The organism is Streptomyces sp. SA15, assembly GCF_002291145.1.
In the GTDB taxonomy this organism is placed as follows: Bacteria; Actinomycetota; Actinomycetes; order Streptomycetales; family Streptomycetaceae; genus Streptomyces.
The window spans coordinates 41,847-67,474 of the sequence record NZ_NTGE01000026.1; the positions used below are offsets into that span (position 1 = coordinate 41,847).

General features: G+C 69.9%; 19 protein-coding genes. 13 read left to right on the top strand and 6 right to left on the bottom strand.

Features of this window, described 5'->3' with window-relative positions:
* Window positions 1-17 precede the first annotated feature (17 nt).
* The 7 genes from CLM62_RS04455 (at window position 18) to CLM62_RS04485 (ending at window position 11,434) form a co-directional block, all read left to right on the top strand.
* Window positions 18-1,367, top strand: coding sequence for an extracellular solute-binding protein (locus tag CLM62_RS04455; RefSeq protein WP_095748550.1), 1,350 nt, complete (start codon window positions 18-20; stop codon window positions 1,365-1,367).
* Window positions 1,364-2,362, top strand: a complete 999-nt coding sequence (locus CLM62_RS04460) for a carbohydrate ABC transporter permease (protein WP_095748551.1) — start codon at window positions 1,364-1,366, stop codon at window positions 2,360-2,362. Before CLM62_RS04455 ends, CLM62_RS04460 begins: the two co-directional genes overlap by 4 nt.
* Window positions 2,359-3,231: a carbohydrate ABC transporter permease gene (locus CLM62_RS04465; protein ID WP_095748552.1), complete on the top strand. Its 873-nt coding sequence runs from the start codon at window positions 2,359-2,361 to the stop codon at window positions 3,229-3,231. The genes CLM62_RS04460 and CLM62_RS04465 overlap by 4 nt, the downstream gene beginning before the upstream one ends.
* A 37-nt stretch (window positions 3,232-3,268) precedes the next feature.
* Window positions 3,269-5,050, top strand: coding sequence for a putative Ig domain-containing protein (locus CLM62_RS04470; RefSeq protein WP_095748553.1), 1,782 nt, complete (start codon window positions 3,269-3,271; stop codon window positions 5,048-5,050).
* A gap of 14 nt (window positions 5,051-5,064) precedes the next feature.
* Window positions 5,065-8,394 carry an alginate lyase family protein gene (locus tag CLM62_RS04475; RefSeq protein WP_095748554.1) on the top strand — a complete coding sequence of 1,110 codons (3,330 nt, stop codon included), beginning with the start codon at window positions 5,065-5,067 and terminating at the stop codon, window positions 8,392-8,394.
* Between the two features lie 27 nt (window positions 8,395-8,421).
* The gene (locus tag CLM62_RS04480) at window positions 8,422-9,663 is read left to right on the top strand and encodes an alginate lyase family protein (RefSeq protein ID WP_095748555.1); all 1,242 of its coding nucleotides are present in this window, start codon (window positions 8,422-8,424) and stop codon (window positions 9,661-9,663) included.
* A 151-nt stretch (window positions 9,664-9,814) separates the two neighbouring features.
* Window positions 9,815-11,434, top strand: coding sequence for a carboxylesterase/lipase family protein (locus tag CLM62_RS04485; protein WP_095748556.1), 1,620 nt, complete (start codon window positions 9,815-9,817; stop codon window positions 11,432-11,434).
* A gap of 22 nt (window positions 11,435-11,456) precedes the next feature.
* Here the strand turns inward: CLM62_RS04485 and CLM62_RS04490 are convergent, their stop codons facing one another.
* Both CLM62_RS04490 and mmuM read right to left on the bottom strand, forming a co-directional pair.
* Window positions 11,457-12,512, bottom strand: coding sequence for a LacI family DNA-binding transcriptional regulator (locus CLM62_RS04490; protein WP_095748557.1), 1,056 nt, complete (start codon window positions 12,510-12,512; stop codon window positions 11,457-11,459).
* A gap of 212 nt (window positions 12,513-12,724) precedes the next feature.
* Window positions 12,725-13,666, bottom strand: a complete 942-nt coding sequence (gene mmuM, locus CLM62_RS04495) for a homocysteine S-methyltransferase (protein WP_095748558.1) — start codon at window positions 13,664-13,666, stop codon at window positions 12,725-12,727.
* A gap of 157 nt (window positions 13,667-13,823) precedes the next feature.
* Here mmuM and CLM62_RS04500 point away from each other — a divergent pair, with 157 nt between their 5' ends.
* Window positions 13,824-15,209 carry an amino acid permease gene (locus tag CLM62_RS04500; RefSeq protein ID WP_095748559.1) on the top strand — a complete coding sequence of 462 codons (1,386 nt, stop codon included), beginning with the start codon at window positions 13,824-13,826 and terminating at the stop codon, window positions 15,207-15,209.
* 9 nt (window positions 15,210-15,218) lie between these two features.
* The gene (locus tag CLM62_RS04505; protein ID WP_095748560.1) at window positions 15,219-16,364 is read left to right on the top strand and encodes an aminoglycoside phosphotransferase; all 1,146 of its coding nucleotides are present in this window, start codon (window positions 15,219-15,221) and stop codon (window positions 16,362-16,364) included.
* 15 nt (window positions 16,365-16,379) lie between these two features.
* Here CLM62_RS04505 and CLM62_RS04510 read toward each other — a convergent pair whose 3' ends face one another.
* Together CLM62_RS04510 and CLM62_RS04515 are read right to left on the bottom strand one after the other, a co-directional pair.
* Window positions 16,380-16,748 (bottom strand): SDR family oxidoreductase, encoded by a 369-nt coding sequence (locus CLM62_RS04510; protein ID WP_218835555.1) that lies wholly within the window; start codon window positions 16,746-16,748, stop codon window positions 16,380-16,382.
* A gap of 65 nt (window positions 16,749-16,813) precedes the next feature.
* Window positions 16,814-17,734, bottom strand: coding sequence for a recombinase family protein (locus CLM62_RS04515; RefSeq protein ID WP_095748561.1), 921 nt, complete (start codon window positions 17,732-17,734; stop codon window positions 16,814-16,816).
* A 467-nt stretch (window positions 17,735-18,201) separates the two neighbouring features.
* On the opposite strand from CLM62_RS04515, the gene CLM62_RS04520 reads away from it, so the two are divergent.
* Together CLM62_RS04520 and CLM62_RS04525 are read left to right on the top strand one after the other, a co-directional pair.
* On the top strand, window positions 18,202-19,395 hold the full coding sequence (locus tag CLM62_RS04520) for an MFS transporter (RefSeq protein WP_095748583.1): 1,194 nt from the start codon (window positions 18,202-18,204) through the stop codon (window positions 19,393-19,395).
* 102 nt (window positions 19,396-19,497) lie between these two features.
* The gene (locus CLM62_RS04525) at window positions 19,498-20,076 is read left to right on the top strand and encodes a TetR/AcrR family transcriptional regulator (protein WP_218835556.1); all 579 of its coding nucleotides are present in this window, start codon (window positions 19,498-19,500) and stop codon (window positions 20,074-20,076) included.
* A gap of 109 nt (window positions 20,077-20,185) precedes the next feature.
* Here the strand turns inward: CLM62_RS04525 and CLM62_RS48530 are convergent, their stop codons facing one another.
* Complete coding sequence (locus CLM62_RS48530; protein ID WP_373559106.1) at window positions 20,186-20,551, bottom strand: Tn3 family transposase; 366 nt, start codon at window positions 20,549-20,551, stop codon at window positions 20,186-20,188.
* A 199-nt stretch (window positions 20,552-20,750) separates the two neighbouring features.
* Window positions 20,751-22,850: an autotransporter gene (locus tag CLM62_RS04535; RefSeq protein ID WP_095748562.1), complete on the bottom strand. Its 2,100-nt coding sequence runs from the start codon at window positions 22,848-22,850 to the stop codon at window positions 20,751-20,753.
* A gap of 237 nt (window positions 22,851-23,087) precedes the next feature.
* Here CLM62_RS04535 and CLM62_RS04540 point away from each other — a divergent pair, with 237 nt between their 5' ends.
* Entirely contained in the window at window positions 23,088-24,203 is a 1,116-nt protein-coding gene (locus CLM62_RS04540; RefSeq protein ID WP_095748563.1) for a family 43 glycosylhydrolase, read from the top strand.
* A 1-nt stretch (window position 24,204) separates the two neighbouring features.
* On the top strand, window positions 24,205-25,617 hold the full coding sequence (locus CLM62_RS04545; protein WP_095748564.1) for an RICIN domain-containing protein: 1,413 nt from the start codon (window positions 24,205-24,207) through the stop codon (window positions 25,615-25,617).
* The last annotated feature ends 11 nt before the right edge of the window (window positions 25,618-25,628 follow it).

Genomic DNA, 25,628 nt, shown 5'->3' on the forward strand with positions numbered 1-25,628 from the left:
CAGGAGGTGGTGCGTTCATGCGTCCACATGCTGGTGCTTCCCTGAGCCGCCGCCGATTCCTCTCCCTCTCGGCAGCCGGCGCCGCCACCGGCGCGGCGGCGTTGAGCGGCTGTGCGATGCAGGTGTCGTCCGGGGTCAGCGGATCGGGCGAGACCGTCACCGTGATGGTCAACTCCGGGGACATCCTCCCGGAGCAGATCCAGCAGGCCAAGAAGGACCTCGGCATCAAGATCGTCCTGGTGAAGTACGACATCACCAAGCTGATCGCGATGCTCACCAGCGGCAACCCGCCCGACCTGGTGCGCGGCGTCGGCGCGGTGGACTCGCCCTTCTTCGCCGCCCGGGACGTGGCCGAGGAGCTGGACCCCTACTTCGCCCGGAGCAGCGTCCTCAAACTGGACGACCTGGACCCCGTCAACGACCTGTGGCGGTACGACGGCCGCACCCAGGGCAAGGGCCCGCGCTACGGCATGGCGAAGGACTTCTCCCAGGACTCCATGTACTGGTACAACACCTCGTCCTTCGACAAGGGTGGCGTCGACTACCCGTCGGAGACCGAGCCGGTCACGTACGAGGAGTGGATGGACACCGCCAAGCGGCTCGTGCAGCGCAAGAGCGGCCAGACCACCGTCTTCGGCGGCAGCTACCAGGGCCTGACCCGGTCCACGCTCCTGACGACCATGACGGCGTCCGCCGGAGGCAGCCTCTTCAACGACGACTTCTCCCGGGTCGACTTCACCACCCCCGAGGCCCGCAAGGCCCTGACCTGGTACATCGACTACTGCAAGACCAAGGTCGGGCCGAGCCTCATCCAGCCCGACCCCAACGGCTGGGACGGGCCCACCTACCAGGCCGGACGGCTGGCCATGTCGAACTCCGGCTACTGGCTGGGCGGCATGATCGGCACCGACAAGAAGCTGGCGGAGGTGTCCCGCCTGGCACCCGCTCCGGCCTTCGCGGGCGGCGAGCGGATCAGCGCCTGCCAGGGCGGCACCGGCCTGTGGATGCCGCGCGGGGCGAAGAACAAGGACGCCGCATGGCGGGTTTTCGAGTGGTTCTTCGGCGAGGAGCCGGCCAAGGCCCGCGCCTCCGGCGGCTGGGGCATCCCCACCCTGAAGTCGATGCGTTCGCTGATGCCGGCCCAGGAGGACTACCAGAAGCGGGCGCTGAAGGTGCAGGAGAACGAGCTGAAGCACTTCTCGGTGGTCTCCTTCACCCCATACACCAGGGCGGACGCGCTCGACGCCCTCTTCAACCAGGTCGCCCCCGCCGCGATGAACGGCCAGATCTCCGTCGACACCCTCGCCGGGCGCCTGAACTCGGCCATCAACGAGCAGCTGAAGCGCGGTAAGGAGCAAGTGGGATGACGGTCGACCAGATCTCCTCCGTCGCGGACCGGCCCGATGCCGCCGCGAGCGCCAGGCGCGCACCGGCCGTCGGCGGGCCGCGGACCTCCATGACCGCGCGCAGGCACCGGGCGTTCTACATGTTCACCTCGCCCTGGATCATCGGCTTCGTGCTGCTGACCATCACGCCGATGGTGTACGCGCTGTGGCTGAGCTTCACCACGTTCGACGGCATCTCGCCCAACTGGAAGTACGTCGGACTCGGCAACTACCGCGAGCTGCTGAACGATCCGGTGACCTGGGACGCGCTCGGCCGCGCGGGCCTGTTCGCGGTGACCTCGGTGCCACTGTCGATCATCGCGGGGCTCGGCCTCGCCGTCCTGGTCAACCAGCCGATCAAGGCGCGCGGCCTGTTCCGTACCCTGCTGTATCTGCCCGCCGTGGTGCCGCCGGTGGGCGCGGGCCTCGCCTTCAAGCTCCTCTTCGACCAGAACGCCGGTGCCACCAACGGCGTCCTGACCATCTTCGGCTTCGACGCCATCGGCTGGCTCGCCGACCCCTACGCCCGCTACGTGCTGCTGATGACCGTGCTCTGGGCCGCCGGAAACGTCATGATCATCTCGCTGGCCGGGCTCCAGGACGTACCCCGCGAACTCCACGAGGCCGCACGCATTGACGGGGCGAGCGCCTGGCGCACCTTCCGCAGCATCACCGTGCCGCTGCTGTCGCCCGTCCTGCTCTTCCAGACGGTGACCGGGATGATCGCCTCGGTGCAGACCATCATGCCGCTGCTGCTGGCCCCGCTCGGCGACACGAGCGGCATCACCACGGTCCCGCAGTCCAACTACCTGTACATGATGCACGTCTTCGCGCAGTACTTCGCGCTCGGCCGCTACGGCTACGCCTCCGCACTGCTGTGGGTGCTCTTCGTCCTGATCCTCGTCGTGACCGGACTCATCTTCAAGTTCACGTCCGGCGCGGTGTTCTACAACGTCGACCCGGAGGCGAAGAAGTGACCGCCACCACGCTGCCGCCCAAGTCATCGACGACCGACATACGGGTGCGGGTGCGCGCCAAGCGCCTTGTCCTCTACACGGTCCTCGTCTCCGTCACCGGGCTGTTCCTCGGCCCCTTCGGCTGGCTGATCCTCTCCGGCCTGAAGACCCAGGGCGAACTCGCCGCCTCGCCCGTGCACTGGCTGCCCGAGGCCTTCCAGTGGCACAACTTCGCCGACGCCTTCAACCAGATCGACTTCCTCGGCTACGCCCGCAACTCCCTGGTCATCGCCCTCATCTACGCCACGCTCGTCACCCTCAGCTCGGCCTGGGTCGGCTTCGGTTTCGCCCGGCTCGAGGCGCCCGGCAAGAAGGTGCTGTTCGGCGTCCTGCTCGGCTCGATGATGCTGCCCCAGATGGTCACCCTGCTGCCGACCTACCTGATCTTCGCCAAGGTCGGCATGGTCGACACGTACTGGCCGTGGGTGCTGTGGGGCCTGTCCGCGGCGCCGTATCTGGTCTTCCTCTTCCGGCAGTTCTTCGCGGGCATGCCGCGTGAGCTGGAGGAGGCCGCGATCGTCGACGGCTGCGGATACGGGACGATCTTCTGGCGGATCTTCCTGCCGCAGTCCTGGCCCGTGCTGTCCGCGAGCTTCATCATCGCCTTCACCTGGACCTGGGGCGACTACATCGCCCCGCAGCTGCTGCTGTCCACCGACCGCACCACGCTCGCCGTCGCCGTGATGACCACCTACGTCAGCGAGGCCGGCACGCCCGTCCCCGAGCTCCAGGCCGCGGCCTCCGTGATGTACGTCGTCCCGATCCTGCTGATCTTCCTCATCGCCCAGCGCGGCTTCGTCGCCGGGATGTCCACGTCCGGACTGAAGTAGCCCATCCCTTTTTCTCAAGACCGTAAGGAACTTGGCCATGAACAACACCCAGGGCACCGGACTGACCCGGCGCACCGTCATCCAGGCCGCGGGCGCCGCCGCGGCGGCCTACTCCCTGCTCGGCACGGCCGCCGGCACCGCCGCCGCGGCGGACGACAGACCGGAGGCCGCCGACCGGCTGGTCATCCACCCCGTCCCGGGCGCGCTGCCGATCAACACCACCTATGTCGTCAAGGCCCGTACACCCGGCGGCCAGTGGAAGCCGGTGCCCGTCCTGCGCGCCACCACGAAGACCATCAACGAGAAGACCGGCGGAGGCGTCATCCGCCCCACCTCGGTCGCCAACCTCGACTTCACCGGCACCGTGGAAGTACAGGTCACCTGGTCCAAGGGCACCATCCCCTCCGCGCGCATCCGCCCGCTGTCGTACGACATCCAGCACGAGGTCAGCGGCGACACCATCACCTTCAGCCTGACCGAGCCGCGCAACCTCTCCATCGAGATCGACGGCGACATCTACGGCAACCTGCAACTGCACGCCAACCCCATCGAGATGACGCGGCCGGAGGAGGGCGACCCCGACGTCATCTACTTCGGCCCGGGCCTGCACACCCCCTCGGGCGGCGTGGTGAAGGTGCCCAGCGGCAAGACGGTGTACCTGGCCGGTGGCGCGGTGCTCAACGCCCGCGTGGAGTTCGTGGGCGTGGAGAACGCCCGCCTGCTCGGCCGGGGCATCATCTGGAACTCGGACGCCGCCACCCTGGTGTCGTTCTCCAAGAACATCGAGATCGACGGCATCCTCGCCCTCAACCCGAAGACCGGCTACTCCTGCACCATCGGCCAGTCCAAGCAGGTCACCGTCCGCAACCTGCACTCCTACAGCAGCGGCCAGTGGGGCGACGGCATCGACGTGTTCAGCAGCGAGGACGTCCTGATCGAGGGCGTCTGGATGCGCAACAGCGACGACTGCATCGCCATCTACGCCCACCGCTGGGACTGGTACGGCGACTGCCGCAACGTCACCGTTCGCAACTCCACCCTGTGGGCCGACGTCGCGCACCCGGTGAACATGGGCACCCACGGCAACCCGGAGAAGCCGGAGACCATCGAGAACATCGTCTTCAGCAATATCGACGTCCTTCAGCACCGTGAGCCGCAGGTCCTCTACCAGGGCTGCTTCGCCCTCAACCCCGGCGACAGCAACCTCATCCGCAACATCCGCATCCAGGACGTCCGCGTGGAGGATTTCACCTGGGGCCAGCTGTTCAACATGCGGGTCATGGCCAACCGGTACAACGCCTCGCCCGGCCGGGGTATCGAGGACGTGTACGTGCGGAACCTGTCGTACGACGGCACGAAAGCCAACATGGCGATCCTGACCGGCTACGACGCCGACCGCCCCATCAAGAACCTCACCTTCCAGAACCTGGCGATCAACGGCACGGTCGTCCACGACAAGATGCGCAAGCCCGGCTGGTACCTGACGACCGACATGGTGCCGGCGTTCGCCAACGAGCACGTGAAGAACCTCCGCTTCCTCGACGCGGCCACCGCGGCCTCCACGGCCACGCCCGAGATCACCAGCGCCGGCACGGCGACGGCCGTCAAGCAGCAGGTCTTCAACTACCTGATCACCGCAAGCGCGCTGCCGACCTCGTTCGGCGCCGAGGAACTGCCCAAGGGCCTGACGATCGACGAGAAGACCGGCCTCATCTCCGGTATCCCGCAGGTCCCCGGCACCTACACGGTCACCGTCAAGGCCACCAACACCGCCGCTACGGCGACCCAGTCCGTCACCCTCACCGTGCAGAACGCGTAAGCCAGGAGTCATCCGTGCAATCCCTCAGCCGACGGACGTTCCTCGGCGCCGCCGGGCTCGCGGGCGTGGCCGCGGGCGGACTGCTGTCCGCCGTCGCCTCGCCCGCCTGGGCCCAGGCCGCCGAGCAGGCGTACGCCTTCGCCCACCCCGGGCTCCTCCACTCCCGCGCCGACCTGGAGCGGATGCGCTCCGCCGTCGCGGACGGGAGCAACCCGATCGCCACCGGATTCGCGGCCCTGGCCGCCGACTTCCGCTCCCAGCACACCTACGCCGTCCGCAACACCGGACAGATCCGCACCTGGGGCCGCGGCCCCACCGACAACACCAGCCAGGCCGTCACCGACGCGGCCGCCGCCTACCAGAACGCCCTGATGTGGGCGATCACCGGCGACGTCCGCCACGCCGACAAGGCCCGCGACATCCTCGACGTCTGGGCGGCCTCCCTCACCGGCATCACCGGCGCCGACGGCCAGCTCGGCGCCGGGATCCAGGGCTTCAAGTTCGTCAACGCCGCCGAGATCCTGCGGCACTCCGGATACGACGGCTGGTCCGCGGAATCCATCAGCCGCTGCGAGCGCTCCTTCACCGACGTCTGGTACCCGGCCCTGTCCGGCTACTGCCTGTACGCCAACGGCAACTGGGACATCGCCGCGCTGCGCACCATCCTCGCCATCGCCGTCTTCTGCGACCACCCCGTGATGTTCGAGGACGCCCTGCGGTTCGCGGCCACCGGCGCTGGCAACGGCTCCGTGCTGCACCGCATCGTCACCCCCGCCGGCCAGGGCCAGGAGTCCGGCCGCGACCAGGCCCACGAACAGCTCGCCGTCGGCCTGCTCGCCGACGCGGCCGAGGTCGCCTGGCAGCAGGGCGTCGACCTGTACGGCTTCGCCGAGAGCCGGATCCTCGCCAACTTCGAGTACTTCGCCCGCTACAACCTCGGCGACGACTCGGTTCCGTTCACCCCCGACCTCGACCGCACCGGCAAATACGTCAAGACGGCCGTCTCCGACCGGCAGCGCGGGGCGTTCCGGCCGGTGTGGGAGATGGGGTACGCGCACTACGCGGGCCGCCTCGGCATCTCCGCGCCGTACACCGAGAAGGCCGTCTTCCGGGGCCCGAACGGCACCCGTGTGACCGAGGGCTACCACGAGGACCACCCCGGCTGGGGCACCCTCACCTACGCCGGTACGAAGGCCGCCGCGCCGGGCGCGCCGACGGCACCCGCGGGCATCACGGCGACCGGCGCCGACCGGGCGATCACCGTGTCCTGGCTGCCGACCGCCTGGGCGAGCGGCTACACCGTACGCCGGGCCACCAGCCCCGACGGGCCGTACGAGACCGTCGCCTCCGGCGTCGGAAAGCCGACGTACACCGACCGCGGCGTCCGCGCGGGCCGCGCCTACTACTACACCGTCAGCGCCGCCAACTCCCATGGGAAGAGCCGCGGTTCGGCCTGGGCGTCCGCGGCCGCCGGGCTCCCCGCGCCCTGGTCGACCCGGGACATCGGGGACGTGAGGATCCCCGGCTCGGCCGTGTTCGACGGCGAGCGGTTCGTGCTGGAGGCCTCCGGCACCGCCGACACCTACCGCATGGCGTATCTGCCGCTGCCCGGCGACGGCACGGTCACCGCGCGGATCGTGTTCCCGCTCAGCTCGCAGTACTCCAAGATCGGCGTCACCGTGCGGGCGGGCCTGGACGCGGACGCGGCACATGCCGCCATGCTGATCCAGGGGCTGCCGCTGCACACCTGGAGCGGGGTGTGGACCGTACGTCCGAAGGCCGGCGCGTCCGTGTCCGCGACCGGCAGTACACCGGTGCCGCCCTCCCAGCAGCAGGCGATCACCACGTCCGCCGCCTTCCCGATCTCCAGCCTCGGGACGCTGCCGGAGTCGGCCACGCCGCTCCAGGCGCCGTACGTCGAGGGCGCGGGCGACGGCTACCGGCTGCGCGAGCCGTACTGGGTGCGGGTGACCCGCAAGGGTCGGTCGTGTACGGGGGAGATCTCGGCAGACGGTATGCAGTGGACCGTAGTCGGTACGACCGAGGTCGACGGTATGGGGCGTACCGTATACGCCGGTCTCGTCCTCACCTCCTGCCTCGGCGTGGACGCGGAGTACGCCGAGACCGGCACCGGCGCCTTCGACAACGTCACCGTGACCTCCACGACCGGCGAGGTCTGGTCCGTGCCCCGCCCCGCCCACACCGCGGCCGGGCTGAGCGCGGCCACCGGCGCCGACGCCGTCGAACTGGCCTGGACCGACCCCGACCCGGCCGCCCGCTACACCGTGCTGCGCGCCGAGAGCGCGGACGGCCCCTACCGCCCCCTCGCCATGGAGGTCGGCCCGGTCGGCTTCGGCACCCGCATCCGGTACACCGACGCCACCGGCACGCCCGGCACGACGTACCACTACGCCGTCGCCAAGACGAACGCGGGCGGCAAGGGCCCGCGCTCGGCACCCGCCTCGGCCGCCATGCCGAAGCCCTCCGTCCCCGAACTCACCTCCGCCGCCACGGCGTTCGCGAACAAGGGCGCCGAGTTCCGGCACGTGCTGCGAGCCGCGCACGAGCCCGTCCGCTTCACCGCCCAGGGCCTGCCCGACGGCCTGCACGTCGGCCCGCGCACCGGCCTGATCTCCGGAACACCCACCGAGACCGGCGAGTTCACCGTCACGACCACCGCGGGCAACGCCGCCGGAGCCGCCACCGGCACCCTCACCCTCACGGTCGGCACCCCGCCGCCCGAGCCCTGGACGTACGGCGACCTCGGCGACGTGGTCCTCGACGACCGCGCCTTCGCCACCTTCGGCGTGGCCGTCGTCCGCACCCCCGGCAGCACCTCCCACGAGGACGGGACCTTCGTGGTACGGGGCGCCGGGACCGACCTCACCGTCAACAACCAGGGAATGACCGGCCAGTTCGTACGGCGGCCCGTCACCGGCGACTGCCAGGTCACCGCCCGGCTGGTCTCCCGTACCGGTGCGAGCGGCGACCGGGTGGGCCTGCTCATGGCCAAGTCCCTGTCGCCGTTCGACCAGGCGGCCGGTGCGATCGTCACCGGCGGCACCAGCGCCCAGCTCATGCTGCGCACCGCCGTGGCCGGACGATCCGCCTTCACGGGCAACGGGGCGGTCACCGCCCCCTGCCTGCTGCGGCTGAAGCGCACCGGGACGCGCTTCACCGCGTACGCCTCCACCGATGACGGCGTCAGCTGGACCCCCCTCGCCGAGGGAGAGATCCCCGGCTTCGGCGACGCCCCCTACTACGTGGGCCTCGTGGTCTGCTCCCGCAGCCCCCTGGTCCGCAGCACCACCGAGTTCGACGAGGTGAGCATCACTCCCATGTAATCCGTCATGGATCGGAGCTGCACTGCAATGAGCCGCACTTCCCCCCACCAGCACCTCCAGCACACCGAAGTGAGCCGCCGCGGTCTGCTGAAGACCGCCGGCGGCCTCACCGCCGCCCTCGCCGTCGGCGCCTCGGCCACCGCCCTCACGGGCGCGGCCGAGGCGGCGCCGGCCACCTTCACCCACCCCGGCATGCTGCACAACGCCGGCGACATCAACCGCGCCAAGGTCAGGGTCGCCGCGGGCGACGACCCCTGGCTGTCCGGCTGGAACCGGCTGACCGCCAACTCCCACTCCCGGTCCACCTGGACCGCCAACCCGCAAGAGACCATCATCCGCGGCGGCGACGGCCAGAACTACGGAATCCTCTACAACGACATCGCCGCCGCCTACCAGAACGCGCTGCGCTGGCAGGTGGGTGGCACCCGCGACAACGCCGACTGCGCCGTGCGGATCCTCAACGCCTGGTCGTCGAGGCTCACCACCATCACCGGAAACGCCGACCGGTTCCTCGCCGCGGGGATCTACGGCTGGCAGTTCGCCAACGCGGCCGAACTCATGCGCGGATACGCCGGTTTCGACCTCGGCCGGTTCCAGAACATGATGCGCAACGTCTTCTACCCGCTCAACAACCAGTTCCTCACCCAGCACAACGGCGCCTGCATCACCAACTACTGGGCGAACTGGGACCTGTGCAACATGGCGTCCGTCCTGGCCATCGGCATCCTGTGCGACGACGGCGCCAAGTACGACCAGGCCGTGAACTACTTCAAGAACGGCGCGGGCAACGGCGCCATCGGCAAGGCCGTACCGTTCCTGCACCCGGACAACCTCGGCCAGTGGCAGGAGTCCGGCCGGGACCAGGGCCACAGCATCATGGGCATGGGCCAGATGGGCGCGATCTGCGAGATGGCCTGGAATCAGGGCGAGGACCTGTACGGCTGGGACGGCAACCGGTTCATGAAGGCCGCTCAGTACGTCGCCAAGTACAACCTCGGTGAGACCGTGCCCTTCACGAAGTACACCTGGGGAACCGGCGTCAACTGCGACTACCGGGAGCACACCGTCATCTCCGACATCGCGCGGGGCCAGGTCCGCCCGGTGTGGGCCATGCTCGACTCCCACTACCGGCGGCGCCGCAACCTGTCCGTCCCCTACCTCCAGCGCATCGCCGCGACGGTTTACCCGGAGGGAGGTGGCGGCGACTACGGCACCAACAGCGGCGGCTTCGACCAGCTGGGGTTCGGCACGCTGATGTACGCGAAGTGACTCGTGTACATGTCCGTGTATACTGTGTACGCCCCGTGAGCACGTCGCCCGTATAGCCGCAAAACCGCGCTCGCGCGCCGGAATACCGAGCCACCCTGTGGTGCTCTGAAGTTCACGGTGCACGAGCGCGGCACGGGAGGCTGGTGGGCGTATGACGGCAGCAGTCCAGGCAGAAGAACCTGTGGTCAGGACGCCGTACGGGGCCGTACGCGGCCGGTACGAACACGGCGTCGCGGTGTTCCGGGGCATCCCGTACGCGGCCCCGCCCTTCGGCCCCCGACGGTTCAGGCCGCCCGAGCCGCCCGAACCCTGGGGCGGCGTGCGCGACGCGGGCGCCTTCGGGCCGACGCCGCCGAAACCGCCGTACTCCGAGGCCTTCGCGCAGTACCTGTCCGACCCGGTCGTGCCCGGTGACGACTGCCTCAATCTAAACGTGTGGACACCGGAGCCGGGCCCTGGGGCCCGGCTCCCGGTGCTCGTGTGGCTGCACGGCGGCGCCCTCACCCGCGGCTCCTCCGCCGTGCCCGTGTACGACGGGCACTCCTTCGCCCGCGACGGCGTCGTCCTCGTCTCGGTCAACTACCGACTGGGCGTGGAGGGCTACGGACTGTTCCCGGACGCCCCCGCCAACCTCGGCCTGCGCGACCAGCTCGCCGCCCTGAAGTGGGTGCACGAATCGATCGAGGCTTTCGGCGGCGACCCGGACCGGGTCACCCTCAGTGGCCAGTCCGCCGGGGCGATCAGCACAGGGGCCCTGCTGGCCGCACCGCAGGCCCAGGGGCTGTTCCGGCGCGCGGTCCTGCAGAGCGGGCCGCCCGAGGCGAGCGACCGTGACAAGGTACGGCGGATGGTGCGCCGTATGGCGACCCGGCTGAAGATCCCCGCCACCGCCGCCGCCTTCGCCGAGGTCGACCGGGACGTGCTGCTGCGCACCCAGGCCGAGGTGGGACGGCTCAGCAGCCCCGTGCTCGGCGGACCCGCCTTCGGGATCGTCGTCGACGGCGACCTCGTCCCGCGCGACCCCCTGGAAGCCCTGGTCGAAGGTGACGCGGCGCGGCACGTCGAGCTCATGATGGGCTGGACCCGCGACGAGTACCGGCTGTGGCTGGTCCCGGGCGGCCTGCTGGAGCGCGTCGACCGGCTCGGTCCGGTCGCCCTGGCCGGCGCCATGGCCCGCTGCCATTGCGGCCACGAGGTGGTACGCGGCTACCGAGCCCTGCACCCCGAGGCCGGCACCGCCGAGATCGTCGGCCAGATGGTCACCGACCACCTGCTGCGCATCCCGTTGCACCGCCTCGCCGAGGCCCGTCCCGACCCCGCGTACGTCTACGAGTTCGCCTGGCGCTCGCTGCTGCCCGACCTCGGCTCCTGCCACGCCCTGGAACTCGGCTTCGTCTTCGACACCGGCGAGGTCCCCGAGTCCGCCAAGCTGGCGGGCTGGGGCGCGCCGCAGGACCTCGCCGACGCGATGCACGGGGCCTGGGTGCGGTTCGCCGCCGACGGCGACCCCGGCTGGCAGCGGTGGGACGCCTCGCATCCGGTGCGGATCTTCGGCGACGGTGCACCGCATACGGTATACGGTCCACGGGATCGTGAATTCGCGGTCTGGACGGCGGACGCGGCCGCCCGGGAGGCCGAGGCGGTGGTGGGCGGGCCCGCGGACGGCGTGGCCGCGGACGGCGTGACCGCGGACGGTGTGCCCGCCCGGAGCGTGGAGCTGCGGTCGGTGGTACGACGGCTGCGGCTGCCCGGCTCGGTCCGCCGCACCTGACCCGAGTCGGTGCCGGAGCAGGTCAGGAACCGGTTGCCGTCACCGAGTCGCGCACCACCACGTGCGTCCCCAGCAGCAGATGCTCGTCCGGGGCCTCGGACGTGCGGCCCAGCGCGGTACGCACCGCGAGGCGGCCCAGCTCCTCATAGGGCACGTGGACCGTGGTCAGGGCCGGGTGCAGGTCGCGGGCGAACGGGATGTCGTCGTACCCGGCCAGCGAGACGTCGCCCGGCACGTCCAGGCCCGCCTCGTGCAGGGCGGTCAGGGCGCCGGCCGCGACCATGTCGGTGGCGGCCACCACCGCCGTGAACTCCAGCCCGTTCTTCAGCGTCTCCCGCATCAGTCGGTGACCGGCGTCCCGGGTGAAGTCGCCGTGCAGCAGCAGCGCCGGATCGGGTTCCAGACCACGGGCGCGGTGGGCGGCCAGATAGCCGCGCTCGCGGCCCTGCGCCGTGGTGTGGTCCGGCGCGCCCCCGAGGAAGAGGATCCGCCGGTGGCCCTGTGCGAGGACGTGGGCGACCAGGGCGTAGGCGCCGCCTTCGTTGTCGTACTCGATGACCGTCACCGGCGCCCCGGGGCCCAGCGGCGGGCGGCCGCACAGCACCAGACGGGAGCCGGCCGACGCCAGCGAGTCAGCCATACGGCGGGTGCGTTCTCGGTACTCGGGTGTGTCGGCGGTGCCGCCGACCAGGATCACGGCGGCCGCCCGCTGGGAGCGCATCATCTCCACGAACTCCAGCTCGTGCCGCACATCGCCCTCCGTACTGCACACCAGGCACAGATGGCCGAGCCGCGTCGCCTCGCGCTCCACGCCGTGCGCCATGAGCGCGAACGACGGACCGGTGATGTCCTCAAGCACGAACGCCAGCGTGGGCGTGCCGACCCCCGCGACCGCCTTGGCGCGCGCGTCGGCGACGTAGTCCAGGTCGCGGACCGCCCGCATCACCCGCGCGCGGGTCGCCGAACTCACCGGATAGACCCCGCCGAGCACCCGCGACACCGTCGATGCGGACACCCCCGCGCGGGCCGCCACATCCCGGATCGTGCTCCGGCTCGCGTCCTCGCTCTTCCTCGTCATGCCTGCCTCGTCCCTCTCCCCGGGCGTCGTCGCCCACCCCTCGGGAACTGCGGCAACATGGATGGAAACCGGTTCCCGAACGGAGGCTAGCAGCGGGAGCGGCCAACTGGCAGGAGTTGTGCGGGCGTCAGTCGTCAGTCTTCAGTTGTCGATCTTCAGTAGTCGGTAGTCGGTCTTCAGTAGTCGGTCGGCGGTCGTCAGCGGTCGTGGACTCACGCCGCCGCCAACGCCCCCGCGATCGACGCGATCGCCTCCGGCCCCACCCGGCAGCACCCGCCGATCAGCCGCGCCCCCGACTCCCGCCAGCGGCGCACCTCCTCGGGCGCGAAGGTGGAGCGGCCGGCCCATGCGCGGGCCTCGGCGTCCCAGGTCTCGCCGCTGTTGGGGTAGACCACGACCGGCTTGCCGGTGACGCGGGCGGCGATCTCGATCGCGCGGTCGACGTCCTCGGGGACGCAGCAGTTCACGCCGACCGCGATGACCTCGTCCGCGTCGGCGGCCAGACCGAAGGCCTCCTCCAGGGGCTGCCCGGCGCGGGTGCGGTCGCCCGCGACGCTGTACGACAGCCAGGCGGGCACCCCGAGCCCGCGCACCGCCCGCAGCAGCGCCTCGGCCTCGTCGGCGTCCGGGACCGTCTCGAGGGCGAGGACGTCCGGGCCGGTGGCGGCCAGCACCTCCAGGCGGGGGCGGTGGAAGGCTTCCAGCTCGGCCACGCTCAGCCCGTACCGGCCCCGGTACTCGGAGCCGTCGGCGAGCATCGCGCCGTACGGGCCCGCCGAGGCCGCCACCCACAGCGGCCGGGTGACGCCCTTCGCCCGTGCCTCCATCGCCGCGTCGAGGGCCAACTCGACGCTCAGACCGATCAGTTCGGCCGCCCGGTCCCGCTTGATCCCGCGCTTCGCGAAGCCCTCGAAGGTCGCCTGGTAGCTGGAGGTGATCGCCACGTCCGCGCCCGCCAGGAAGTAGGCGAGGTGCGCCTCGGCGATCGCCTCGGGCCGCTCGGCGAGCAGCCGCGCCGACCACAACTCGTCGCTCAGGTCGTGCCCGGCGGACTCGAGCTGGTTGGACATGCCGCCGTCGAGGACGACCGTCCTTCCGGCGGCGAGGGCGTCGGCGAGGGGCGTGTCGGGCGAGATGGGCGTGTCGCTGGTCATGTCACGACGCTAGTCGAAGCGGCGAGGGGCAGCCGTATGTGTCCATTACATGAACAGGTCGCCCAGCATGTGGGATGCCGGGTTACGATCACGCCCTCCCCGCCCCCTGTCCCGCCCCCGCCCCCTGTCCCGCCCCCGTCCCCCAGGGAAAACCGCCATGACTGCCCCCAGTTCCACCGAGGCCGCCGAGCCCACCGAGCCCGAGGCGGATCCGGCCGCCGCCCCGCGCCGCCGTACCTTCGGCGTGACCGCCGCCACCGCCCTCGTCATGGGCAACATCATCGGCGGCGGCATCTTCGTGCTGCCCGCCACCGTAGCCCCGTACGGCGGAGTCAGCCTGCTCGCCTTCGTGGTCCTGTCGGTCGGCGCGGTGCTGCTCGCGCTGCTCTTCGGCAAGCTGGCCCGGCGCAGCCCGGTCACCGGCGGCCTGTACGTGTACCCGCGCGACGCTTTCGGCCCCTTCGCGGGCTTCCTGTCGGCATGGTCGTACTGGACGATGTGCTGGGTCAGCATCGCAGCCCTGGCCGTCGCGGTCGTCGGCTACGTCGACGTCCTCATACCGCTGCACGGCAACCACACCCTCGAAGCCCTGGTCGCCCTCGCCGCGCTGTGGCTGCCGGCCGCCGCGAACTTCGCCGGCACCCGCTGGGTCGGCACGGTCCAAGTCGTTTCCACCGTCCTGAAGTTCGTGCCGCTGCTGCTGGTCGCCACGATCGGCCTCTTCTTCATCGACACGGACAACTTCGGCCCGTTCAACGCCTCCGGCGACAGCGTCCCCGGCGCTCTCGCCGCCTCCGCCGCGCTGCTCCTCTACAGCTTCCTCGGCGTGGAGTCGGCCGCCGTCAGCGCCGGCGAGGTCCGCGACCCCGAACGCACGGTCGGCCGCGCGAGTGTCCTCGGCACGCTGGGCTCCGCCCTCGTCTACATCCTCGGCACGGTCGCCGTCTTCGGCCTGGTCCCGCACGACAAGCTGGTCGACTCCGGCGCCCCCTTCGCCGACGCCGTGAACACCATCACCGGCGGCACCTGGGGCGGCACCGCCATCGCCCTGGTCGCCGTCGCCTCGATCACGGGCTGCCTCAACGGCTGGATCCTGCTCGCCGCGCAGATGCCGTACGCCGCCGCCCGCGACGGGCTCTTCCCGGCACCCTTCGCCCGCGTGGGCAAGGGCGGGGTGCCAGGCTTCGGCGTCTGGGCGGTAGCGGTCCTCGGCACACTGCTCATCGCGCTCAACTACACAGCCGGCCCGGACACCACCTTCCGCGTCCTCGTCCTGATCACCACGTTCACGGGATGTGTGCCGTACCTCCTCTCGGCCGCCGCCCAGCTGTACTGGCTGGCGAAGGGCACCCGGGAACAGGTCCGCCCGGCCGGCCTGGTCCGCGACCTGATCGTCGCCGCCCTCTCCTTCGCCTTCTCCTTCTGGCTGATCGCGGGCGCCGGCTACGCGGCCGTCTACCAGGGCGTGCTGTTCCTCTTCGCGGGGATTCCGGTGTACGTGTGGCTGCGCGGACGCGGGGCGACGGAGGAGCCCCCTGCCTAAGGTTGGGGCATGTCTGACACCGAGGCCCCGGACGTCGATGCCCGCGATGCCGACGGCGTGTATACGGAGGCCCGGGAGGTCCTCGGCCCCTTCACCGGCCCGGCCTTCCTGGCGCCCGTCACCCACAACCCCAACAACGGCGTCACCGGCGGCGTCTGGGCCGTCACCGCCGGGGACCACTCCGCCGTACTGAAGGTGCTCACCCGCAACAAGCCGGCCACCGGACGCTGGGCCGCCTCCGACGACCCCCGCCACTGGAACTACTGGCGCCGCGAGGCCGACGCGTACGCCTCGGGGCTCGCCCAGGTCTGGCAGCCGTACGGCATCCGCTCGCCCCGGCTACTGGCTCGCGTCGAACGGCCGGACGGCGATGTGGCGTTGTGGCTGGAGCGGGTGCGCGGTGAGCCGGCCACGGGCTGGTCGATCGCCCGGCACGTGGAGCACGCCCACCGTCTGGGCGCCGCCCAGGGCGCGGTCGGTGAGACGGACGACGAACCGTGGTTCTCCCACCGCTTCCTGCGCCAGTACGTAGGCAGCAACACCCTCGGTGAGGACCTCCTGGACAACGACGAAGCCTGGCAACAGCCCCTGGTCCGCGACCACTTCCCCGACGGCCTGCGCCACGCCATGGTCCGCCTCCACCACGACCGCGAGTGGTTCCTGGACGTCATGGAGTCCCTGCCGCGCGCTTTCAGCCACCTCGACATGTGGCCCGCCAACGTCCGCGCCGACGGCCCCTACAGCGCCCTGTTCGACTGGGCGTTCGCCGGCGACGGCGCCCTCGGCGAGGACCTCGGCAACTACCTCCCCGACTCGGTCTTCGACCTGTTCGTCCCGGCCGCCCGGCTCCCCGAGTACGCGGCGGCGGCCTACGACGCCTATCTGCACGGCTTGCGGGAAAGCGGCTGGCAGGGGGACGAGAACCTCGTACGACTCGCGGTGTGCGCGTCCGCCGTGAAGTACGACTGGATCACGGCACTGATGCTGGCCCGGGCGGGGGAGGAGCAGCTGGACTACGGCGGCGGGCGGGCCGTGGATGCCGAACGCCGGTATCGAGAGCGGGGGTTGACGCTCGCGTTCCTGGCGGAGTGGGCGGCTCAGGCACGTGTGCTGGCTCTGCGGCTGGGGTTTCCGGAGGCGCCGAGCGGGCGTTGACCAGCCAGTGGGCAGTCAGCCGGTCAGGTAGCCGCCGGACGCGTCGACGTCGGTGCCGATCACGGCGCCGGCCTCCTCGGAGCCGAGCCACATGACCACGGCGGCCATCTCCTCGGCGCACGATGCGTCTGATCGGGTAGTTCCGCGCGATCTCCTCGTAGGTCGTCCCGAACGCCTCAGCGGCCCGCCGCAACATCGGTGTGTCCACCGCGCCGGGCGCGAACGCGTTGACCGGATGTTGTCCGCGGCGTATTCGAGAGCGGCCACCTTGGTCAACGACGCGACCGCGTGCTTGCCGGCGTTGTACGGCGCTATGGTCGCGAACCCGACCTCGGCGGAGATCGAGGCGGTGTTGACGATCACCCCGCCGCCCTGGGCCGGCATGGGGTAGCGCCGAGGTAAGCCCAAAAGCCGCCAGTACTTGATCTTGGGGGGGGTGCTCAGTCTGCTCAACGCAGGCCGACAGCCGGGAGTGCGTTGACGCGATTCTCGTACTCGCGGCGGGCCTTGCGCTGGGCCGGGACCGCCGCGGCGCCGTCGAGGGGCTGCCAGCGGTCGAGGAGTTGGCGATGGATCGCGGGCACGGTGGTGATGCGCAAGGTGTAGCCCTGGCCGCGCCGTACGGTCACACCGTGGTCGAGCGCGGCCCGCTCGGCGTCGTCCAGCTCGGTCGCGCGGAGGAAGTCGGCGACCTTGCCCGGCACGTCGAGGGCAACCAGCAGCTCCGGGGCCGCGGTGCCTTCGTCGGCTACGACGTGTTCGGGCATGAGGTCGGCGACGGCCGTGCGGATGGCGCCGCGGCTGACGTCGTGCTCGCGAGCCAGGGCGGCGATGGACCGGCCCTCCAGATACCCGGTTCGGACGGCGTCGGTCTTCTCGGTCTTGATGGCAGGGCGGCGTCCGCCCTTGTTGCCCTTGGCCTCGGCGGCACGCAGCCCGTCGTAGGTCAGTTCCCGCTGGAGGTCGCGTTGTAGTTCGCCGGCGGCGGCGAGGGTCTGCACCATGAACTTCACGGTGGACAGCAGTTCTCCGGTGCGCGGGTGGCGGGCGGTGAGGTCCATTGCGGAGAACGCGCCGTCGTGGATGCGCAGGGCGAGACAGTCGTGGTGCAGGACGTCGAGCACGTCGAGGATGTGCCCGGTGCCGCGTACGAGGCGGAACATCTCGGAGATGTGCACGGTGTCGCCCGGCCGCGCGTACGCCAGCAACTCGCCGAACTTCGGGCGCTGGAGCGGGTGGAGGCGGCTGGAGGCGCCGGCCTCTTCCTCGAACGGGATGGGGTCCTCGATCCCGGCCTCGTTGAGGACGAGGTTCTGCCGGGCGGTCGACTGCTGGTCGGTCGATACCCGCTTGTAGACCAGGTTCGCCATCAAGGGCCCTTTCCGCACGGAGGATCGGACCCCATCTGTCGTCAAACCCTGTCATCAATCACCATCGGATCTGATTGGATTCGCGCCGTCAACGGGCCCCGAAAAATCCGGGTTGATTGGACGCCCGCCGTGCCCGTCGTCATTCGATTGTTTGCCGACAGGGTGCGGGATGCAGGGAGGTCTCAAGGTGGACGGGGCGCCGTTACCTGCCGACCAAGATCCATCTCGGCGCCAACCGTTGTGCCGCCGTTCCTCCAAGCCCTATCTAGGTCGAGCGCGGCAGGAGTGCGGCTCATTTTATTTTTTGACCGCTCCATAAAAAACTCCTACCCTGGTGGCGGCCGAGATCCGGCCTTGACCGGTTACGTCTGCCGCTCAACTGACTTCCATGCGCGGCTCGTTAGGTCGCTCACTGAGGAGGACTTCGCAATGTCCACGACATGCAGCAACGGGAAGGTGGCGTTCTGATGCCCCTGGCAGTGTTCGTACTTGGATTCGGGGTGTTCTGCATGAACACCACCGAGGTCATGGTTGCCGGACTGCTTCCCGCTCTCTCGCGTGACCTCGACGTGTCTATCCCCATGGCCGGCAACCTCGTGTCGGTGTTCGCCCTCGGCATGGTCATCGGCGGGCCGCTGCTCACCATCGCCCTGCTGCGGGCACCCCGAAAGGCGTCGATGGTCAGCCTGCTGGCGCTGTTCATCGTCGGCCAGGCAATCGGCGCCCTGGCGACGGACTACTGGGTCATGATCATCGCGCGGCTGGTCACCGCCCTTGCCACCGGTGCCTTCTTCGGCCTCGCCGCCTCGGTCTGCGTCAATCTGGTCCCCGCCGAGAAGCTCGGGCGGGCCATCGCCGTCGTCTTCGGCGGCCTCATGATCGCCCAGGTTCTCGGGCTCCCGGCAGCGACCCTCATCGACCAGCACCTCGGCTGGCGCGCCAGCTTCTGGGCCGTGGACATCCTGGCTGCGGTCAGCCTCCTGGCCGTACTGGCCTTCGTGCCGCATACCCCGCAGAGCGAGGGCCTCGACGTCCGCAGCGAGCTGCGGGGGCTGCGCAATGGCAAGCTGTGGGGCGCCTACACCACCAACGCGCTGTTCATCGGCGCGGTCTTCGCGACCTTCGCCTACCTCTCCCCTGTCCTCACGGACCTGAGCGGGTTCTCCGCAGGCGTCGTCCCGCTGCTGTTCTTCGTCTACGGCATCGGCACCATCCTCGGCAACTGGGTCATCGGACGGCTCGCCGACAAGCACACGATGGGCGTGCTGTGGATCGGCGGCACCGTGCTCATGCTCGTACTCGCCGCTTACAGCCTGGTCGGCGGCAACCAGGTCGGGTCCGTCATCGCCCTGGTGCTGCTCGGCCTGGTCGGTCTCCCCCTGAACCCCGCGATGGCCGCCCGAGTGATGAAGGCCTCCAACAGCGGTCCGCTCGTGAACACGCTGAACACCGCCACCATCAACGTCGGCGTCATGATCGGTCCCGCCCTCGCCGGGCTCGGCATCAGCGCCAGCGGACACCGCGCCCCCATGTGGATCGGAGCCCTGCTGGCCCTCGGCGCACTGTTCACCCTGCTCATCGCGCAACTCGCAGACCGCAGGGACGTGCGCGTGGCCACTGCCCCGTCAGCCGGTTCCGAGCCGGTGAAGGCGGGTGTGTGACCCGTCTTCCGAGCGGTGCCCCGGAGCGCGCCTGCTCCGGGCCCGCAGCGTCTCCGTACACTGACGCCATGCCCACCAGCTGCACATTCCGGAGCCCGCGCCATGGCTAGGCCCCGAAAGTTCGACGAGGACGAGGCCCTCGAGGCGGCCATGCAGACCTTCTGGACCCAGGGATACGCGGCGACGACCAGCCGCCAGCTGAGCGACAGCATGGGCATCGCCCCGGCCAGCCTCTACAACGCCTTCGGCGACAAGCACGCGGTGTACCTACGCGCACTGCAGCGCTACTACGAGCATGGCACGGCAGGGCAGCTGGAGATCCTCCAGGGCCCGGGGTCGGCGAAGGACCGGGTGCGTGCCCTCATGACGTACGTGATTGACGAGGACCTCGACTCCGAGAGCCGGCGGGGCTGCTTCGCCATCAACTCAGCCGTCGAGTCTGCCGGGGACGACCCCGAGGTCAAGGCGCTGGTACAGCAGCACTTCCAGCGAGTGGAGGACGCACTGCACACCACGATCGAAGAGGGGCAGCAGAGCGGCGAGATCGACACCCGGGAAGACGCACGCGCCCTCGCGCGCCGGGTCCTGAGCACGTACTACGGCCTGCGCGTACTCAGCAAGGGGCAGGACGACCGCCAGGCCCTGACGGACGTCGTGGACAGCACGCTCCGCACGCTGTGACCGACTCTCCCGGCCCGGGCAAGCCACATCCCCTACGGGCACTGGCGCCGGACAGCCTCGCGCCGCCGGTGGAGTAAGTGATGCCTTGTGGCTCGCCTAGCGTGGGTGGTCAGGCCGCCTGACCGAGGCCCTCGCTGGGCAGGCTGTCCTCCCGGAGCTGCGTGAAATCCACATCCAGCTTCGTCTCGTACGCTTCGGGCTGGATGCCGAGTTCGTGGGTGGAGTACTCGCCGAACCCTTTGATGTGCTCGGTCAGGTACGGCGAGATGTGGGCCAGGTCCTCCGGGTCGGTCTCCCAGCCCTCCTCCAGGAGCTGGCGGACGATCTCCGCGATGTCCAGGGCGTTGTGGAAGATCACCGCGTTCGGTTGACCCTCCGCCAGCTCAGTGTGGTCCAACTCGGCATGCCCGGCCGGGAACGGCTTGTCCGACCTGGGGAGTACATACGGCGCCCGGGCGTCTGCGTTGCTGTCCACGGCCGCACGCGGCCACGACACGGTCCACCAGGCCCGGCGGATACACCGAGGGCAACAGCCCAAGACCCGATAACCCCGGCACACCCCTCGGCCACCGGCACCACCTCCGAGACGGTCCCAGCCGCTACGCCCGCAAGCTAAAGCAACGGCATGGGCCCTAGGTGTGCTGTCCCGGGACGTTGGTGACGGGACAGCACACCTAGCCCTGCGCCGCATGCCGTCCACCCCTGCGCCGTCCACGGCGTGTACGCCGAGCCACGGGCACCACGAGCCCGATCAGCAGCCCGACGGCAAGCACGTACGGCCACCAGCCCAGCCCGTTGCTCGCGGCACTCGCGTTGCGCGGATCGGCGGCCGGGACCCCACCGGCCGCGGCGGAGGGCCGGGCGCTCGGCGCCGCGTCGCTAGCGGCGGCCGCGCTGAGCACGACGTCGTTGCCGTCCCCGCCCCGATAGCTGATCCGGTACGTCGTGTCGTCGAGCTTCAGCTTCGCGCCCTCCTTCAGGCCGCGGAACGTGCCGGTGGTCTTCGAGCCCCCCGCGTGGTCGAGCACCGTGATCTTGCGTGCAGGGTCGGTCGCGGCGGCGGACAGATCCAGGTCCCCGGCCAGCCGCACCGGCCCCGTCACCTTCAACGGCTTGTCCCGCAGGACCAGTTCGCCCTTCGCCTTCTGCGTGTAGCCGCCGGAGACGGTGAGCCCGCTCGAGACGACACCCTCGTTCGTCACCACCCCCTTCACCGTCCCCGTGCCGGTCAACGTGGTCGTCACCTGCAGCCCCGCCGTCCCCGCGTCCAGCCGCGCCCCCGCCGAGGTGAGCCGGATCGACCTGCTGCGGGCGAGCCTCGCTCCGGAGCGCAGCGCGAGAGTCCCCTTCTTGACGGTCGTCGTCCCCGTGTACGTCACCGCCGTGCCCGTCAGCGTCGTCGTCGCGGCGCCGGACTGGACGAACGCCCCGGAGCCGCTCACCCGCGACAGCGACACCGGCGTCGAGGCGTTCTGCACCACCAGCGTCCCGTCGTTCACCACCCGACGGCGCTCGCCGCCCATCAGCAGGGAACCGTCCCCCTGCCTCGACCCCAGCCTCAGCACCGCACCCTTCTCCACGGTCGTCGAGCCGTCGTAGTACTGCTTCGCCGCGAAGGTGACGTCGTTCCCGCGTGTCCCCGCGATCACGATGTCCCCGGCGCCGGGCGCGGACAGGGTGTCGTGGAAGACGCCGCCGCCGATGGGGGCGCCGAGCGTCACCGGGCCGTTGTAGTCGAAGGTGAGCGTCGAACGGTAGCGCGCCGCCAGCAGGTTGATGTAGACCGTCTCGGCGGTGCCGGGCATGAAGATCTTGTTGGTCGTCCCGTCGCCCCACTGGACGTTCGCGCCCTTGATGTTGGTGCCGCGCTTGTTGACGTTCTTGCGCGCGGGCGTCCAGTTCAGGGCGGGGTCGCTGAGCGAGGGATCGGTGTCGCCGCCCTGGTTCGACCAGCTGTACTGCCCGGTCAGGACGACCTTGCTGCCCGGCCGCGACTGGACGTTGATGTCACTGCCGTACTCGCGCTGGTAGAAGTCCATGCCCATGGTGACGGTCTGGCCCAGCGGGGTGTCGACGGTGAACGTGCCCTGGTTGAGGATCTTGCGCACGTTGGGCAGTGACGTCGCGTACTCCGGGCGCCCGGCGTTCACCTGCGTGCCGTTGTCGATCACCCCGGAGAAGGAGTGGATGCCCGACAGGTCCCAGGTCCCCCAGAGGAACCTCGGCTGGGTGATCAGCCCGGAGCCGCTGATGTTGCCCAGGTTGTAGGCGCTTTTCAGGGAGAGCCGCAGGGTGCCGTTGACCCGGATGTTGTCCTGGTTGAGCCGGAACGCCGGAGTGTTGTACGGAAAGTGGCCGATCAGCCCGGTCGTACCGCCGTTGCCGTACTGCAGGGTGGCGCCGCGCTCGACCGTGATCGCCGGCGGGTCCGGGTTGGTGACCGTGACGTAGGGGTGGTTGCCGCCCTGCGTGCTCACCTTCTGCCGCTGCCGGGCCTTCGGCAGCGTGAAGTCGCTGTCCTTGGTCAGCACCAGCGTCCCGCCGCCGCGCACGGTGAGTGTCCCCTCGCCGCGGAACACGCCGTCGTACGTCGTCGTCCCCGAGGGCACGGTCACGACCGTGTCGCCGGTGAGCGTCACGTCCCGGTCGGCGAGAACGTCGGCGGTGACGTCACGAGGGCCGGCCGCTGCGGCAGGGGGAGCGGTGGCGAGGAGGGCGGCCACCGCCGCGAGGGCGCCGACGGCCGCTGCTGTCTTGTGGGTATGGCTGCGCACGTGAGCGGAGACGGGGCGGGACGGCGACCGATAACAGAAATCTGTCGACGGGATTCTGCAGGCAGGCGACGAGAACCGGCAGACACACGGCAGGATCCGTGACCGCATTCTTCATCCCGTCCAACCCGTTGACCTCCCCCTTCCACACCCTTACCTTTTCGGCGTTCGTGATAACAAATGGCGTTCGTAATATCGAACGCCACTCTCAGGACACCCCACCCCCGAGAGGCAGTCCGTATGAGCCGCGACAACGACCTGCCCGAAGCCACCGAAGCCACCGAAGCCTCCGAGGCCCCCAGCCGCAGACTGATGCTGAAGGGCGCCCTGGCCGCAGGCGCCCTGGCGGCGGTCACCCCCGGCATCGCCCACGCCGCCCCGACCCCGAAGGCAGCCCCCTACGTGAACCCGCTCGTCCGCAACCGCGCCGATCCGCACATCCACCGTCACGCCGACGGCTTCTACTACTTCACGGCCACCGCTCCCGAGTACGACCGCATCATCCTGCGCCGCTCCCGCACCCTGAACGGCCTCGCGACCGCCGCCGAGTCCGTCATCTGGCGCAAGCACGCCACCGGAAACATGGGCGCGCACATCTGGGCGCCGGAGATCCACCGCATCGGCGGCAAGTGGTACATCTACTTCGCCGCCGCGCCCGCCGAGAAGGTGTGGGACATCCGCATCTGGGTCCTGGAGAACGCGAGCCGCGATCCCTTCAAGGGCACCTGGGTCGAGCGCGGCCAGCTCAAGACGGCGTGGGAGACCTTCTCCCTCGACGCCACCACCTTCACCCACCGGGGCAGCCGCTACCTCGCCTGGGCGCAGCACGAGCCCGGCCTGGACAACAACACGGGCATCTTCCTGTCGAAGATGGCGAACCCGTGGACCCTGACGGGACCCCAAGTCCGGCTCTCCACCCCGGAGTTCGACTGGGAACGCATCGGCTTCAAGGTCAACGAGGGCCCGTCGGTCATCACCCGCAACGGCCGCCTCTTCATGTCGTACTCGGCCAGCGCCACCGACGCCAACTACTGCATGGGCCTGCTGACCGCCGACGTGGACAGCGACCTCATGAACCCGGCCAGCTGGTCCAAGTCGCCCACACCGGTCTTCACCAGCAACGACACCACCAAGCAGTACGGCCCCGGCCACAACAGCTTCACGGTCGCCGAGGACGGCCGCAGTGACGTCCTCGTCTACCACGCCCGCCAGTACAAGGAGATCAACGGCGACCCGCTGAACGACCCCAACCGCCACACCCGCATCCAGAAGCTGGGCTGGAACGCCGACGGCACCCCGAACTTCGGCATACCGGTGGCCGACACGGCCGCCGCGACGGCGAAGGAGAGTGCGTGAGATGAGACGTGCCTACGCCACCCTCCTCGCCCTCTGCCTGGTACTGCTCGGCGCCCTCGCCACCGCCGGACCCGCCCAGGCCGCACCCCAGACGATCACCAACGGCACGCAGTTCACCGACACTTCGGGGAACCCCGTGCACGCCCACGGCGGCGGTGTCATCAAGGTCGGGAACTACTACTACTGGTTCGGCGAGCACCGCAACGCCGACAACACCTTCCGGTACGTGGACGCCTACCGCTCCACCGACCTGAAGAACTGGGAGTTCCGCAACCACGTCCTGACCGAGTCGAGCGCCCCCGAGCTGGCCACCGCCAACATCGAGCGCCCCAAGGTCATGTACAACGCCTCCACCGGCAAGTTCGTGATGTGGATGCACAAGGAGAACGGCACCGACTACAGCGAGGCCCGCGCCGCCGTCGCCGTCTCCGACACGGTCGACGGCAACTACACCTACCGGGGCAGCTTCCGCCCGCTCGGCCAGCACATGTCCCGCGACATCACGGTCTACGTCGACACCGACGGCGCCGGCTACATGATCTCCGCCGCCCGCGAGAACTACGACCTGCACATCTACCGGCTCACCGCCGACTACACCGGCATCGCGAGCCTGGTGGCCAACCCTTGGCCGGGCGGCCACCGGGAGGCCCCGGCGTTGTTCAAGCGCGGCAACGTCTACTTCATGCTGACCTCGGGCGCGACCGGCTGGAATCCCAACCAGCAGCAGTACGCCACCGCCACGAACCTCGCCGGTCCCTGGTCGGCGATGAAGAACATCGGCGACTCGACGACATACGGTTCGCAGACGACGTACGTCCTTCCGGTGCAGGGCAGTTCGGGCACCTCGTACCTCTATATGGGCGACCGCTGGGGCAACTCCTTCGGCGGGACCGTCAACGACTCGCGGTACGTGTGGCTGCCGTTGACCTTCCCGAACTCCACCTCGATGTCGATGTCCTGGTCCCCGGAGGTCACCATCGACACGGCCGCCGGGACGATCAGCGGCACGAGCGCCACGTACAACACACTGATCGCCCGGCACAGCGGCAGGTGCGCGGACGTGACGAGCCAGTCGCTGTGGCAGGGCGCGCAGATCAAGCAGTACGACTGCAACGGCGGCAACAACCAGAAGTACTGGTTCAAGTCCGTCGGCAGCGGCTACTACCAGCTGATGGTTCGGAGCAGCTCCCTGTGCGTGCAGGAGAACGCGAGCACTGTCACGCAGGAGAACTGCAACTCGTCCGCCACCAGCCAGCAGTGGTCGCTCACCACCACGGGCTCCTACGTGAACATCAAGTCCCGCGCGACCGGAGAGTGCCTGGACGTGAACGGCGCGTCCACCGCCAACTCCGCCGCGATCATCACATACACCTGCAACGGAGCGACCAACCAGCAGTGGGCGCGCGGAACATGACCGACAGCAAG

Excerpts from the sequence above, each read along its gene's own strand:
- CLM62_RS04455 (WP_095748550.1), top strand. The coding sequence starts at position 18 with ATGCGTCCACATGCTGGTGCTTCCCTGAGCCGCCGCCGATTCCTCTCC.
- CLM62_RS04460 (WP_095748551.1), top strand. The coding sequence starts at position 1,364 with ATGACGGTCGACCAGATCTCCTCCGTCGCGGACCGGCCCGATGCCGCC.
- CLM62_RS04470 (WP_095748553.1), top strand. The coding sequence starts at position 3,269 with ATGAACAACACCCAGGGCACCGGACTGACCCGGCGCACCGTCATCCAG.
- CLM62_RS04480 (WP_095748555.1), top strand. The coding sequence starts at position 8,422 with ATGAGCCGCACTTCCCCCCACCAGCACCTCCAGCACACCGAAGTGAGC.
- CLM62_RS04485 (WP_095748556.1), top strand. The coding sequence starts at position 9,815 with ATGACGGCAGCAGTCCAGGCAGAAGAACCTGTGGTCAGGACGCCGTAC.
- CLM62_RS04490 (WP_095748557.1), bottom strand. The coding sequence starts at position 12,512 with ATGACGAGGAAGAGCGAGGACGCGAGCCGGAGCACGATCCGGGATGTG.
- mmuM (WP_095748558.1), bottom strand. The coding sequence starts at position 13,666 with ATGACCAGCGACACGCCCATCTCGCCCGACACGCCCCTCGCCGACGCC.
- CLM62_RS04500 (WP_095748559.1), top strand. The coding sequence starts at position 13,824 with ATGACTGCCCCCAGTTCCACCGAGGCCGCCGAGCCCACCGAGCCCGAG.
- CLM62_RS04505 (WP_095748560.1), top strand. The coding sequence starts at position 15,219 with ATGTCTGACACCGAGGCCCCGGACGTCGATGCCCGCGATGCCGACGGC.
- CLM62_RS04510 (WP_218835555.1), bottom strand. The coding sequence starts at position 16,748 with ATGCCGGCCCAGGGCGGCGGGGTGATCGTCAACACCGCCTCGATCTCC.
- CLM62_RS04515 (WP_095748561.1), bottom strand. The coding sequence starts at position 17,734 with ATGGCGAACCTGGTCTACAAGCGGGTATCGACCGACCAGCAGTCGACC.
- CLM62_RS04520 (WP_095748583.1), top strand. The coding sequence starts at position 18,202 with ATGCCCCTGGCAGTGTTCGTACTTGGATTCGGGGTGTTCTGCATGAAC.
- CLM62_RS04525 (WP_218835556.1), top strand. The coding sequence starts at position 19,498 with ATGGCTAGGCCCCGAAAGTTCGACGAGGACGAGGCCCTCGAGGCGGCC.
- CLM62_RS04540 (WP_095748563.1), top strand. The coding sequence starts at position 23,088 with ATGAGCCGCGACAACGACCTGCCCGAAGCCACCGAAGCCACCGAAGCC.
- CLM62_RS04545 (WP_095748564.1), top strand. The coding sequence starts at position 24,205 with ATGAGACGTGCCTACGCCACCCTCCTCGCCCTCTGCCTGGTACTGCTC.